Raw genomic sequence first — 15,046 nt, 5'->3', positions numbered from 1 at the left:
CCATCCTTAAATAGAAAGCGGTAAGTTTAATTGTTTAGGAATATCAGAATGAAACTCTGATGTATGCACAATTGAAAATGTATATCCTTGCTCAATAAATGATACTTCATTACATTTATATTCAAATGATACACCATTTTTCTTAAAGTTATTTTGGATTCGCTGTAAAAATGCGACGTCTGGTGTTCCGAAAGAAACGTGTACTTTCGGTGATAGAGCTTTCATCGCGATTGGAATCCAAGGTCGCTGCCACCAAGTTGCGACGACATAAGCAGTGCCACCAACTACAAAGTTAAAAATATCCCCGTCTTCCATCGTTTTCATATTTAGATTTGATTTCAGCCATTCCCTAAAAATAGGTACACTTTTAACAGGAAGACCAATTTCCCTTACATATAAAATGTTTAAAGGTGACTGCGGTACTAATACATCTTCTTTAACATAACTATGCGCGATAATTTCGAGTAGATTTCCATCTCCGTCTTTAAAGTATAAATTGAATCGACCATCCTCTTCATCAATTATATGACCATCTTTCCATTTCGCAATGAGTAATCCAGACTCCTCAAGCCATCTTGCTGTTTCATGAAATTTTGAATATGGGATTTCAAAAGCAACATGTGCAGGTGCAATTGGTTCATACACTTCTTGAAAACTAATTGTTGTATAAGGTGTTACTTCAAATTGAATGAAGGATGCTGTTTCTTTTTTTATTGGAAAAGATAATATGTCCTTATAAACTTGTTTTACCCCTTCTATGGAAACCGTTTGTAGTTTTATATCTGATATATGTGTAATCACTTTACATTCCCCCTCATTTCTTATTATCTATTCGTATTGTATTACACTTATAAATAGATAAAATCAAACGGAAGGATGGATTTTTCATATAGAAACTACAACTTTAGTATGAATATGTTAGCTCCAATTATTTTTTATTTCTGCTATAACAATTTCTGGTTTATCCCAGTGCAACATGTGTGTAGTATCAGGAATTACTTTTACTATACTGTCCGTTTTCTCTTTGAAAACATTTACTGTCTTATCTCTATAATCCGCCCAAACTTGTGGAACTGTAGCTCGGAGTAATACAATATTAGCCGGCAGCTTCTCATATATATCTATCGTTTCATCTTTATGCATACCTCTTATTATATTACTAGCTGTATTCCCCCTGGCATGCCACCATACTTTGTTATCCATTTCGATCCCTAGGTCCTTTACAGCAACTTCTAACAATGAAGACCACCTAGTATAAGCTTCTTTTTCACTTTTGAAAAATTCGTCCCAATTATTAAAAACGTATTCATCAAAGTCCTTTTCATAATAAGCAATTTCTTCTTCCAACGTTTTTTCTTGAAGCCTTTTTGTTTGATATCCACCATCAATAAGAATACTTCCTTGTACTTTTTCTGAATGATGTAACAAATAAAATAACGCTACAAAACTTCCCCATGAATGTGATAGAAAATAGAAGTATTCGATTCTCAATTCATTTATTATTTCATTTAACCAATTTGCTAAATTCTGCATCTCATAATCTTCTGTTCTTTCAAATGGCGGTGTTTTACCATGTCCAGGTGCATCAACGGAGATAAATCTATACTCTTCTTTTAATTCCTCAGCAATTTCTATAAAACTTAAACTCGTACTACCTAATCCATGTAAACAAAAGATAACGGGCTTGTCATTATTCCCCCATTCAGTAATATGTACATTTATTTTTTCATTGCTAATATAGTAACGTTTCAAAACATTTATCCTCCATATTATGATTTACACTTTATTTATTTCTATTATTTTCAAGTATTTCCTGTATTCTTTTCCACACAAAAAGCTGCTTTTCTTTAAATGAAAAGCAGCTTTTACGCTAAAATATATTATAATTTAACAGCGATAATCATAAATCTTTTTGAATTTGTATGAATCCCTTTTTCAGAACTATTCGTGTCAATGAACTTTTGTAAAATAGTAAAATCCTCTTCCTCTTCTCCAAATCTAGGAATAATAGGCGTATGTTTTAATAAGAAAATGAGATCTTCAGGCGTATTGTAATAATCAGTAACATCATATTCACGTACTTGCACGAGATCAAATCCTGCACTAATAAGTTCATCCATATACTTTTCTTTTAAAGTGCCATCTCGTTCACCTAAGCATTGTCCTCTGCCAAATGCTTCTTTCAGGTTTAATTTATCATTCTCACTTACTTGTTGCGTTAAGAAAAAAGCACCTCGTTTCATTACTTTTGCTAACTCAGATGCTAGAAACGGAGCATGACAACTTGAAGCAATATCAAAATGGGCATGTGGAAATGTTAAAGCTTCAGAACCCATTTGAAGAAACTCAACATTTTGTACACCTGATTTTTTCAAGTTAGAATGTGCCGTTTCAATCATACCGTTAGAATTATCAATTCCAATTAACAATTTAGCCGAAGATGCTATATTAAGTATATTTTCCCCTCCGCCTGTACCAACATCAAGTAGAGTGGCTGATGGTTTACATCTTTTTTTCACTTCCCCATAAAAGTCCCATATATCTCCTACAGTTTCACATTTTATTTTACTAAAATCCCATCCATTTAATCTTCCTACTCTATCATAAAAGTTTTTGTACTCTAATTCATTCACCTTATAACTTCCCTTTTGTAAAAATAAATTAAATATGTAATATAACCTGCAACACTGTTTAATTATATGTTATAAAATAAAAATTATTAAAACAACATTTCACTTCGCAGTACATTAAGTTTACATAACAATTTTATAGTTTATCTTTAACTATATGTTCTAAATGTCTTCTTCCCCAACTACACATACTATCCAAAACAGTACTGACTGTTTTTCCATGTTCAGTTAAGCTATATTCTACTTTAGGTGGTATTTCTTGATAATGCTTATGAATCTTATAAATCTCTTTCTCTTGTAAAAAGGCCTGGCCATAATAATGGAATTGCACATACTGTTCTATATTTAATGCAAAATAGTTTTACTACGGGTAATGTATTATTTCCAGATGGAGGGTACACATATCATTAAATTATTAGCAACAAAAGCCCCTTATTACAGTGGCTTTTGTTGCTAATTTAAACATTGCTGAAGTAATATAGGATTCTCTTTTATTAGTTCTGCTAAAACAAAAGTTGTGGAAAAGGTCGTAAGATTAACTCTTTATCTAGCAATCCTTTTTGTTCTCGAATCATTCCGCCTCATCCAATAAAAGCCGTCCTAATTTCTATTCCCTACACTTTTATATAAAATTAACCTTATAAAGGTAGGATTCAACAACTTCTTACAGAATTCTATATTTAATACGTATTGGACGGATTATTTTCAAGTTCCTCTATAAAAAAGGGAGGTCATACAATTGTGAAATTTGTACAAGAACAAAGATTAACTGTCAAGACAACTTTTTCAAAAGAATACAAGATTTTTATTTTTGGTTTACTCATTTCACGAATCGGGGATTCACTATATACTTTTGCACTGCCTTGGATTGCCTATCAATTAACTGGTTCAGCTGTAATTATGAGTTCTTTATTTGCTGTTAACGTATTGCCAATCGTTTTATTTGGCCCTTTAGTTGGTGTACTAGTTGATCGATATGATCGAAAAAAGTTACTTTGGATGGCAGATATCACCAATATTATTTTAGTAAGTCTCGTACCAATTTTACATGCATTACATATATTAGAAGTCTGGCATTTATACGTAATTACTTTTATCTTAGCAGTTATGTCCATGCTTTTTGATGTAACAACAGTTACAGTCATTCCACACATCGCAGGTGCATCATTAACGAAGGCTAATTCTTTATATCAAATGGTTAATCAATTGGCTAGTTTGTTTGGTCCAATCATAGCTGGGCTTTTCATATCTTTTATTGGCGGCTTTCAAGTACTTTGGATTAATGTTCTTTCATTTATTGCTACATTAATTGCTGTGATTATATTACCTTCTATGAAAAACTTAAATAAAAAGAATACTGATAAAAAAACATTGCAAAATGTACTAAATGATTTGTTTGATGGATTTAAATGGCTCAAAAATGATCGGTTAAATATAGCTTTGTCACTTCAAGCTATGGTAGGTAACTTTGGAGCAAGTGCTGTTTTAGGTGTACTTATGTATTATTTATTATCGACATTAAATCTTACCTCCGCACAAAGTGGCTATAATTATACTTTAATAGGAATAGGTGGGCTTTTAGGAAGCTTAATTGCCGTTCCTTTAGAAAAGAAATTTCGACGTGGTGTACTTATTCCTTTACTCCTATTTTTAGGAGCGCTTGGGTTAACATTTGCTTTGTGGAGTACATATTGGCTTGCTCCCGGAATTGCTTTCGGAATCGCGATGACATGTAATATCACATGGAATACGATTGTTACATCAATTCGGCAGGAAACTGTTCCATCCAATTTGCAAGGACGTGTTTTAGGTTTTTCTCGTGTACTTACACGATTATCTATGCCATTGGGGGCATTAGTAGGTGGAATTATTTCAGCCTACAATCCTGTATTTATATTTGCTTTAGCTGCTTTTACTAAAATAATTGAAGTCTTTATTGCCTTATATAGTCCGATACGAAAACTGTAAAGAGGAAGATTTATATATTTTGAGATATTAATAAAATAAAAAAGGCATAAAACATGCCTTTTTTTATTACTTATTTGTTTATTGGATAACAAACTTCTGTAACCCACTTATTAGGATCCGATTCCATCGCTGGGCTCACATGATAAATATTAAACATTGGGCCTGCTAATTCGTAACCTTCTGTCTCAATCCATTTTGCCGCAGCTTCATTTACAGCTGTCATCTGTTCATAACTTCCATTAACTGTTATGGAAGCTACATGAGTTGATTCAATCTTTTTAAATGCAACGTCTTTTGTATTTTCGTGCTTACCAAGAATACTTAGCTGTATTTCTATATCTACATCATTTTCTTTGTATTCACTATCATGGAAAACCGCAATACTATAACTTGGATGGTCAATACTAATATTTCCTATTTGAATTTCTTGCATCAATATACTCCATAAATCACCTTCGCAATTATACGATGGAATAATCTTTCTAACACTAGCTACAGTTCTTTCTCGAATTTCTTTTATTGAAACATGATAATTCATCTCAACAACATCCTCTCTCATCATTTTCATTGAGTCTTCGAGGAGACGGAATTGTTTTTGGAGGTTATTCATGTCTTCTTTAACTTGAGCACTACGATTAAAAAATTTCTCTTTTATGGTATCTATATTATCGCATTCTATTATTTCTTTAATAGTAGCAATATTAAACCCCATAGCTTTTAACGTTTGAATTTGATTTACTTTTTTTAATTGGTCTGCTGAATAAAATCGATATCCACTCTGCTCATCGACTTTTACTGGTTGTAGTAATTCCACTTTATCGTAGTGTCTCAACATTCGTATACTAATGGAAGATAGTTTTGAAAAATCCCCTATTTTAAACATGATTTCCTCCTATAAGTTACATCTACTTTGAAGCTCAACTTTATCTTAAACAATGACATTGTGTGAGGGTCAACTGTTTATAACGTTTGAATTATATTTCTTTAATTATTTACCCTTATATACTCTTCTGTCTTATGCCTATAAAGATTGATAATAATCCGTTCACAGCTAATAAAATTACTATAATACTTGTAAGTAAACCTACATCTGCCGCAAATATTTTTATCGTACGCCATGGTGAGCTTGTACAATAAGTAAGAAGTGGGATGAAAATAATAGATAATAGTAGGAATAGAGCCCCTACGAATAACCAAGTTAATTTTTTTACAGTTTCCTTATGTTTATATTTTTTAATTAACATAATTGATGAAATGAAAAGCGCGAGTATAACTGTAGACATAACAATTTGTGTAAATGGTATGCTTTTATGGGGATCAACCGGTTCTTCTTCATTCAAAATATTAATAATCCCCTTTTTTAATACTGAAAGTGCTGGTTCTTCTAATACATGATTTTTATTTGTTAAAATCACACCACCCCAGCCACTTTTATTTAAAGTAAATATTTCTGTACGAGCATCGGGCGTTGATCCTGAATGCCAAATCATCGTTTCGCTTTCATTTATACTTGTTGTTCTTAATCCAAAACCATAGCTTTTTTCTGAATTTATGTTATAAAGTGGTGTAAGATAAAGGTCGATGTTTTCTTTCTTTAAAAATTGAGTATCTTCTTGTCGATTCAAAAACATAATAAATTGAATCATATCTTCCAAATTTGCGGTAATATAACCATACGGTGCCCCGGCATTATCATAGGATACTACACTTTTTCTTGGTATGCCAAACCATGACTGATAACCTGTTAAATAGCCTTTTTCATATGCAGTTTCTTTACTTGCTGCCGCACCATTCATATTTAATAGCTGAAAAACATGTTTTTCCATATATGAGGAATATGTATCATTTGTAATTTCCTCAATAAGTGCACCTAAAACAATATAATTCGCATTACTATATTGATATTTTTCTCCTGGTAGAGCAGTTAATTTTACATTTGAAAGTCTCATTACATTTTCTTTTAATGCTGTAGAACTTTTGGATTGCTTATCTGATATTAATAAGCCTTCATATGTGTTTATTCCGCTTGTATGAGTTAAAAGGTGTTGGATTGTTATAGATGAGGATATTTGAGAATCTTTTAGTTTAAACCAAGGAAGATGTTGTTGAACTGAATCCTCTAATTTTATCTTTTTGTCTTCTATTAATTTTACTATAGCTAAAGCTGTTAAAGATTTGCTTATTGAGCCGATTGCAAATGGTGTTTTACTAGTTATTTTTTTTTCAGATTCCCCAGTAATCCCCCACGTTTTAGTGAAGAATACATCTTTATTATGTACAATTGCAACAGCAGCCCCTGGAATATTCTGTTCCTTTATAAATTTTTCAATATACTTATCTAAAGTAGCTTTAATATCTTGCTGAGCATATGCTTTTGGATAAATGATACATAATACTATTACATTACAAAGAATATAGATTTGAAATAGTTTATAGATAGTTTTCTTCATTATACTTTAGATAGCTTTCTTTTTTTATAACTTACTAAGCTAATAAACACTACTACAGAGAGCATAAAGCTAATCATTATTAATAAAACGTTCCACCATTGATTCTCTGATATGCGATATAAAATATTATAATTAAATGTATTTTTGCTATTAGTTGAATTAAATGATTCAGTTAAAAATATTGAAAATGTAGTTTGCGAGATGAGGTAAGTAATAATTGCGATGAATATGCCACGTAAGATAAATGTGTTGAATTTTCCTTTTTCATTTTGAAGTTGTTTCATTTTAACTTGTAAATCAATTTCATTTATTTCTATAAAATCTTTAACAAATAATTGAGGGGTACCTAAATCATCTATACTGTCTTCACCATGTTCATGACACTCTTGAATATGTTCTAATATTTGTCTCTTAATATTTTCCCTTTCTTCTAAACTAATATCGTATTGCTTTAATTCCTTAAGTACGTCTCTTAAAAATTGCTTTTCTTTACCTATCAATTTATTCCTCATTTCAGAAGGTCTCCTTTCAAACCACTTTTTAATAATGTTTGAATGTCCAATTGCAATTCTAACCACTCATTAATTTTCTTCTCAAGACGTATTTTCCCATTTTCATTAATTTCATAATAAATCCTCACTTTACCACTGTCTGTTACCTCTTGATAAGTGTTAACCCACTCTTGATTTTTCAACTTAGTTAAAATAGGATAAATACTTCCTACTCCTTTCAATTTTAAATTGTTTATTTCAAGTTCTTTCATAATCTCATAACCATAACTTTTCTTTTTCGACAAAATAGATAATACACACATTTCTAAATGACCTTTAATTAAACTTGTTCTATCCATAGGATAAATTTAACAGAAATATATACTTCATTCAAGTATATATTTCTGTTAAATTTAAAAAATCAGACAATGAAAAATAGATTAATAAACAAAAACATATCACTTACGAACCATTTTAAACCTTAATTTTCGTTTTTATAATATAATAATTACATAATATATTAATCGTTTATCACTATTTGTTTTGTATCTCTCCTTCATATTACTTCTTTTCTTATTGAAAAATATTGTATGGAGACATAAAAATACTAAAAGATCCAATTTCTTAATTTTGATATTAAGAAATTGGATCTTCTTTCATTACCTTGTATTAATCATACTGCGCTAATATATACATTATAAAGAATATATGTTTTATTAATTTATGTTAATAAAACATATATTAATAAAATTTACTGATTACTCTCAAGACATTCATAAACCGCCATCATATCTCGTTTATCCAACTCACGTATGCGATTGAAAATGGGTATTTGTCCAACAGCTTCTGTTAATAAGCTTTCATTCACAACATCACTTACTTTTCCAGTTAACCACGTTTGTACATCCACGCCCTCGACAACTTCTTTTAACCCTTCGTCATTAATACCACTTGCATTACAAGTTACACATGGAATTGTTAGTTTAAAGACACCATCATGTAGATTATCTTCGGTTATCACTTTCTTACCTTTACAAAATGGACATGGATTACTTTTTTTAATTTTATTAATTTGGGTAACTAATTTTTTGTATCCAAACGCTTCGTATACATACGTAAGTTTTTTATATTTACCATTTGTGAAATACTTATCTATAATGGTTTCTCTCGTTTCATAAACATTAGGGAAATCACAAACAGTTACCTGATTATTAACACTAATGGATTCGATATTTCCTTTTATTTCGCTCCAGAATGGTAAGACATTTTGTAACACCATTTCATAGTTTGAAAAGCTTGCTTGTTCTAATTCAAACATTTTCAATGCAACTTGTGCTTTTCTTGGCAATAAAGAAACATCTTCCGTCAATACCATATCGCCACCAACAATAGACTTCAATTTAACAAGTGCCGGTAAATCACCAACTATTTTCAATACTTTATTAATAGGCTGATTGATTATTTCACGAATATCTACGTTACCAAATTTAAGTGGTTTATGATGATTTAAAACCGTCCCCTCACAAATTGGACATTTCATCATTTTTTTTGAACTCTTAATTTCTTCTTTAATAGGTGCTTTTGAAATAACAATATATCCACCAATAATTGTATTAAACCCTACCCATGTTCTGCGTGTCTTTCCTTTTTTATCATAAAATGATTTTTCAAAATATCCGTACCAAAACGTATGCTTTTCTTCTTCTGACATATCATTATAGCTCTTTGACAAATCGTGACCAAGCTCATTTTTTATTTCTTCGAATAGAAATTCTATTTTTTCATGCTGATAAAATTTTAATACCTTCATGATTTCTTGATCGAATAGCCCATCCCAAAATGGAACACTTTTATCTTGAATGGCAATATCTTTATCAAAAACTTCAATTTGAAGACGTCCAGAACAAGATGGACAATGATTGTCCTGTGAATAGAAATCAAAACTTCTCGTATCTTTATTAATTGGATGAGCAGCTACAATATGATTAATTAATCCACCAATCTCATATAAGAAACTATATTGACTATATAAATGTCTTTCAAGATCAATAGCAATAACAGGTGCGATTGTATCAGATTCATATTCACCATAAATTAACCTAGCCATTGATGATAAACTTTTTAAAATACCGCCCTTATAAACATTTTCGGCATTTTTAAAATAGTTAATATGATTTTCTTCTAAATAGTGAACTCCTTTTTTCTGCTTAAGCATTGAAGAGATATTTATTTTCTCTGTGCTATTCACATTACTTTTTTGACGATAGTAATCCTCATGATTAACAACATCCAAATGCTCTACAGATTCATTCTGCCTTTTTCCAAAATCAACTATATAATCAGAGCTTTCTAACATGTAACGATTATGCTCAATCATAATGATAGAAACTGATTCATCTTGCAGAATACCTCTAATACTATCGATAAATTGATTTAAAATATTTTGTGATAAACCTTTTGAAGGCTCATCAAAAATGAATAATGTATGTGGATTTCTAGTGTTTGCAAATAATTCCGAAACTAAATGAACACATTGAAACTCACCTGTCGATAATGTTTGTGTTTTTCTCTCTAATGTTAAATAGCCAAGCCCTAATTTAATTAGTAAGCTCAAACGTTTATAAGCGATATCTTCATTTGGAAGTTCATCAATAATATCCTCAATCGAGCGCTCAAAAATATCATCAATGTCTTCACTATACTTTGTGAGTTTCTTTTTAATATCTAGGAAAGTTGCTACAGTTGATCGACTTGTAATTGATTGATTTCGGTCTTGTCCTACCATAACTAATTTATCTTTTGGATATCGTTTTAAAAAATCTGTAGCTAGACATTCGTTGACAAGTGTAGATTTTCCACATCCCGATTCTCCTGTAACCGTTACAAGCCTGTTTTTAGGAATTTGAAACTCCGCCATTTGGATATTACGGCAATATAAATCATAGAATGTATAATATTCTGTTGGTATTTCTTTATTTCGCTCCCACAGTATTGACTTTGGTCTTGGTGATTCTTTCACAATTTTCCCGCCATATTTTCCGCTACCAGGTCCAAAGAACAATTGCTCATCAGTTGTATCTAGTACCGTATCTGAATGATCAATAAGCCAAATTTGATTTTTACACCCTAATCGTTTAATCTCTTCCGAAATTTGTAATAATGTTTCATGATCAAGTCCAACTGAAATCTCATCAATAATAATTACAGCATTTTCACTTACTGCCATGAATTCAGCCAGATAAAGTCGTGTTAACTCCCCACCTGACAACGTACCCATAATTCGATTTAATGTTAAATAACCAATGTTCATATTAATAATATTTTGCAGTATATGCTGTTTTTCCTCACTAATATTTAATTCTTTTGCTAGTGAAAGAATAGATTCAACACTTAAATCATTAATATTTGAGATTGAATGTGGCTTTTCCAACAAATCAATTTCATATTGTTCAATTTCTTCACTATAACGTTTTCCCTTACATTTTTTACACTCAACATTTTTTGTAGTACCACGGCCTTTACAACCAGTACACCAGCCTAATTGATTATTAAATGAAAAGACCTCTGGAGAAAGATTAAATACTTCAGCAAGTTTTTCCCGAACCTCTGTAAAAACACCAGTATGAGTACCAATCGTTGAACGCGGATTAGACGAAATCGATGATTTTCCTAGAAAAAGTACTAATGGCATTTCTTCCATCTTAATAGCACTAAAATTTGTTTCCATAATGTTAGGAAATAAATATTGATATTCAGCCTTTGGTAATAAAGAAACTAATCGTTTTTTTGACTCTTCACCAATTGTTTGGCAAAAAGTTGTTTTACCCGATCCAGATAACCCAGCAATTCCAAACGATTTATTAAACGGTATAGTTGCATCTAATTTATTTATGTTATTAGCAATTAATTGATTTACTTTCATATTAACCTCTATTCTTATTTATTCACAAAAGCATTTTTAAAATATAATAATTACATAATGAATATTACCTATTATGCAATTATCCTCTCACTTCATGAATCTTATCCTTGTATATTTCAAACCACTGTTGCCATTCATCTTTAGAAAATTCTTTCTCTTCTCCTTCTAAAACGTAAGAAAAAAGATTTAAACAAATATGCCAACCAGCTATATCTCTCGGTGTATGATCTGTTAATTCATGAATGTACTCTTTAAGGAATAAAAGGGTACCATTTTCCTCTTTATGTATTTCAAATCGGACACGATCTTTATCCCAAGTAAATTCAAGTACTGAGTTTACTTGACACTCTAAAATATCAATGTTTATGAATGAACCGTTCATCATGTCGAACTTTATTATTCCACCCGTTTTAAGGCTTTCAATCTGTAAATTGGACATCCATTTTTTCAGCTTACTGTTTTCTGTTAATACAGACCAAACTTCTTCTGCCGTATATGGAAATTGGCGTTCAAATTTCACAATATATCCATCATTTAGTTTCCCAATTTCAGCTATCATTTTGATTGCCTCCTTATATAGAATGTATGTTCTCATTTCATTTTACACGAATATAAATATAAAATAAATATTTATGTCAACGAAGTGTTAATTTAAAGTGAATGGTGCTGAGAAAAACTTAAATATTTTCTAAATCGAGTTATATAGTATTGAAAATTAAATATAGATTTACGTACAAATAAAAAAGCCGCATTTGCGACTTATGAAATCATAGGATTAACTCCTTTTTTGTTGAATGATTAGCGCTTAATCGCATCGACAATTAGCGATGGAAAACCAAGCTTATCGCCTTTATTTCTAGAATCATACCTTTTCGAACGGAAAATAACACCGTCGTTTGCATCCCATTCGTTGTAATAAAACTGACCATTTTCATCACAGTATTCAAGTAAAACTACCTCGAATCCAGCAGTTTCAAACATTTTCGTTAATGTTTTATAATTATGAACGATTTTATGACTTGCTGCTGGATGATCTTTCGGACCGGGTCCCCCTATTTGAACTATATTTTGATATACCTCATCCTGAAAGAATGCATCAGGGACTCCGCACCGAATATGACCAGATGGTTTTAAAAATTCATAATAAATTTCAGCTGCTCTTACACCTTCTTCAAAAGTAAGGTGTTCCCATACATGCTCAGCTAAAATAGCTGAAATAGAGTTGTATTCAAATCTTTCTTCCCACGTAGCTTTATCTAGTAAGTTAAGTTCATCTTCTTGCGTTTGAATCCAGCCTGGATTATTATTAAACACTCCAGCTCCGACAACTACTTTAATTTCGTCTTGTTTTATTGCCACCATGTTCACCTCTTAAACATTTTAATTCATTAATATATTCTATGTTTACTATTATCCTTCCTCCTTCAACAAATGTAGTAACATGAGTCCAGTACAATACCGAACTCATGCCCTAAAAACTCTCTAACGCAACAATCTGTCTAACTCTATAAAATTAGTTCATAATATACGATTTTTCTTACAGAAATATAGCACACCAAACATTAGCATAATACCAATTACGTAAAAAATTGTTGTTCCGCTCCCACCAGTATTAGGAATTACCCAATTATTCTTCGCATTTTTCACTGTTATTTTTTGTGTCTTTACTGCTTCTGTAATTTCTATTTCTATTGGATCTCTAAGTAACATGTATCCGTTCGGTGCTTTTATTTCTTTAATCGTATACTTTCCAATTGCTAATTGGTTGGAAATTACCTTTCCTTTTTCATCCGTTATTAATCTACTAAGTTCTTTCCCTTCTTTATCTAACACTTGAAATACAGCGCCTTTTAGCTTTAATTCACTATCCTTATCATCAACTTTTTCAATTTCAAATTGCCCAGTCGGATCTGGCAATTTCTTATTTTCTATTTTAATTTCTACTTCTGCATCTTTTTCTATTTTTACAGTTATTTTATCTTTTAATAATTCGTAACCTTTAGGTGCTTCTACTTCCACTAAGGTATAGTTTCCTATTGGTAAGTCTTTTGATATTACTTCTCCTTCTTCATTTGTTACTAGTTCTCCAACTATTTTCCCATTTAAATCTTCAATTTTAAACTTTGCTCCTGCTAGCTTTTTATTTTTATCACTTATGTCTACTTTCACAAGCTTCATTTTTCCCATTGGATCTGGCAATTTCTTATTTCCTATTTTAATTTCTACTTCTGCATCTTTCTCTACTTTTACAGCTATTTTATCTTTTGATAATTCGTAACCTTTAGGTGCTTCTTTTTCCACTAAAGTATAGTTTCCTATTGGTAAGTCTTTTGATATCGCTTCTCCTTCTTCATTTGTTACTAGTTCTCCAACTATTTTCCCATTTAAATCTTCAATTTTAAACTTTGCTCCCACCAATTTTTTATTATCATTATTACTATCAACCTTTTTTATTTTTACTTTTCCTGTACTAGGCTTGTTCCAATGTTTCCAGTTAAATTTGAAATTGTGAAACTCAAATCCACCAGTTTGTTGTACCGCACCAACAAATGCTTGTCCATTAATCGAACCGCCTTTTGTTTCTAATACAGCATTGGGAGCAAACACACTCCCAACTACACCATATCCCTCTGTTGTAATTTTTTTCGCATTTGGAAAAACCCAAATCATTTTCCCATATAGCTCAGTAAACGGGGAATTAGGCGAATATGGTTGTGATGTAGGAACTATATCTGTAGCCTTTCCAATATTGTTCGTGTCATATAGAATAGACCCATTTTTAAATGTAACCTCTATTGCATCTGAATACATTACAATAAAATCTTTGTCCTTAGCATTGGGCAAAAATACATCTCTTATATCTAAATTAATTTTCCCTGTCAATTCTGATGAAACATAAATATTAGGATTGTTTATATCTTTTCCGATTCCATGACTCATATTTGGAATTGGGGTATTCGTTTTATATTGACCTGCATTTTTACTGACTTGGTTCACTATATTGCGAAATTCATTAAATTTCGCGTCAATTTCTAGTTTTTCTTTATAAACGATACGATCATAAGAGGATTGTATGATGCGATCTGGATCACTCTCTTTTGTCATTACGACTATTCCGTTTTGAATGATAAAAGATTCTTCTCTTGATTTCTTAAATTTTCCAGACAATAACAAGGACGGATATCCCTCATCACCCCATTTTTCACCTACTATATTAGATGTTCCCGCTGCAGCACCTACAATCGTATACCCCGATGCATCCATATCACCTTGAACTGCAATTGCTCCTTCAATGTCGCCACCTATTGCTTTATGGTTACCAAAGACAACTGCATTATAACGCGATATATCACCTAGACCTTCTAAGTTTGTCGTGGATCCATATACTTCTTTTGGTACATATACGACAAAACTTACACTTAACATTAACAAAACAATAAAATGAATACTTACCAGCTTGAATCGTAGCCTCAATTCCTTTGTTCCCACCTTTACCGTATTTTTTCTATAGTCGAATAAAATGACATATTTATCAATGAGGATTTACTTCATTCCCTACATACCTTCTTTACTTATCTCTGAATT

12 protein-coding genes and 2 pseudogenes are annotated in these 15,046 nt (G+C 31.2%); 2 read left to right on the top strand and 12 right to left on the bottom strand.

The annotated features are described in order from the left end of the window. Positions 1-6: 6 nt before the first annotated feature. The 4 genes and pseudogenes from N2V80_RS12400 to N2V80_RS12385 all read right to left on the bottom strand — a co-directional run. Positions 7-801 (bottom strand): VOC family protein, encoded by a 795-nt coding sequence (locus N2V80_RS12400; protein ID WP_000627936.1) that lies wholly within the window; start codon positions 799-801, stop codon positions 7-9. A 117-nt stretch (positions 802-918) separates the two neighbouring features. Continuing rightward, positions 919-1,752: an alpha/beta fold hydrolase gene (locus N2V80_RS12395; RefSeq protein WP_061654675.1), complete on the bottom strand. Its 834-nt coding sequence runs from the start codon at positions 1,750-1,752 to the stop codon at positions 919-921. 128 nt (positions 1,753-1,880) lie between these two features. Further along, positions 1,881-2,633, bottom strand: a complete 753-nt coding sequence (locus N2V80_RS12390; protein ID WP_001003863.1) for a class I SAM-dependent methyltransferase — start codon at positions 2,631-2,633, stop codon at positions 1,881-1,883. 133 nt (positions 2,634-2,766) lie between these two features. Then, positions 2,767-2,901: pseudogene (locus N2V80_RS12385) on the bottom strand (winged helix-turn-helix transcriptional regulator); the annotation flags it as partial. Between N2V80_RS12385 and N2V80_RS12380 the strand changes: the two are divergent. Further along, positions 2,898-3,041 (top strand): annotated as a pseudogene (locus N2V80_RS12380) (SDR family oxidoreductase); the annotation flags it as partial. The pseudogenes N2V80_RS12385 and N2V80_RS12380 overlap by 4 nt on opposite strands. Positions 3,042-3,371: 330 nt before the next feature. Then, on the top strand, positions 3,372-4,598 hold the full coding sequence (locus tag N2V80_RS12375) for an MFS transporter (RefSeq protein WP_000673886.1): 1,227 nt from the start codon (positions 3,372-3,374) through the stop codon (positions 4,596-4,598). 70 nt (positions 4,599-4,668) lie between these two features. Here the strand turns inward: N2V80_RS12375 and N2V80_RS12370 are convergent, their stop codons facing one another. The 8 genes from N2V80_RS12370 to N2V80_RS12335 form a co-directional block, all read right to left on the bottom strand. Further along, positions 4,669-5,481, bottom strand: coding sequence for a MerR family transcriptional regulator (locus N2V80_RS12370; RefSeq protein ID WP_061654635.1), 813 nt, complete (start codon positions 5,479-5,481; stop codon positions 4,669-4,671). Positions 5,482-5,596: 115 nt separating this feature from the next. Continuing rightward, positions 5,597-7,048 carry a serine hydrolase domain-containing protein gene (locus N2V80_RS12365; RefSeq protein WP_000751428.1) on the bottom strand — a complete coding sequence of 484 codons (1,452 nt, stop codon included), beginning with the start codon at positions 7,046-7,048 and terminating at the stop codon, positions 5,597-5,599. Next, positions 7,048-7,560, bottom strand: coding sequence for a hypothetical protein (locus tag N2V80_RS12360; protein WP_001244705.1), 513 nt, complete (start codon positions 7,558-7,560; stop codon positions 7,048-7,050). The genes N2V80_RS12365 and N2V80_RS12360 overlap by 1 nt, the downstream gene beginning before the upstream one ends. Further along, a complete protein-coding gene (locus tag N2V80_RS12355; RefSeq protein WP_000376286.1) occupies positions 7,557-7,898 on the bottom strand; it encodes a PadR family transcriptional regulator in 342 nt (113 codons plus the stop codon). Before N2V80_RS12355 ends, N2V80_RS12360 begins: the two co-directional genes overlap by 4 nt. 392 nt (positions 7,899-8,290) lie before the next feature. Continuing rightward, positions 8,291-11,461, bottom strand: coding sequence for an ATP-binding cassette domain-containing protein (locus tag N2V80_RS12350; RefSeq protein WP_000867758.1), 3,171 nt, complete (start codon positions 11,459-11,461; stop codon positions 8,291-8,293). Positions 11,462-11,540: 79 nt separating this feature from the next. Further along, positions 11,541-12,020, bottom strand: coding sequence for an SRPBCC family protein (locus N2V80_RS12345; RefSeq protein WP_000559838.1), 480 nt, complete (start codon positions 12,018-12,020; stop codon positions 11,541-11,543). 239 nt (positions 12,021-12,259) lie between these two features. Beyond that, positions 12,260-12,823, bottom strand: coding sequence for a class I SAM-dependent methyltransferase (locus N2V80_RS12340; protein WP_000225729.1), 564 nt, complete (start codon positions 12,821-12,823; stop codon positions 12,260-12,262). A 156-nt stretch (positions 12,824-12,979) separates the two neighbouring features. After that, positions 12,980-14,935 (bottom strand): SpaA isopeptide-forming pilin-related protein, encoded by a 1,956-nt coding sequence (locus N2V80_RS12335; protein ID WP_080451011.1) that lies wholly within the window; start codon positions 14,933-14,935, stop codon positions 12,980-12,982. Positions 14,936-15,046: the final 111 nt, after the last annotated feature.

It is taken from the genome of Bacillus sp. FSL W8-0640 (assembly GCF_038007725.1).
GTDB lineage: Bacteria > Bacillota > Bacilli > Bacillales > Bacillaceae_G > Bacillus_A > Bacillus_A cereus.
Note: the sequence above shows the minus strand (reverse complement) of the source record. Positions and strands in the feature narration are given on the sequence as shown.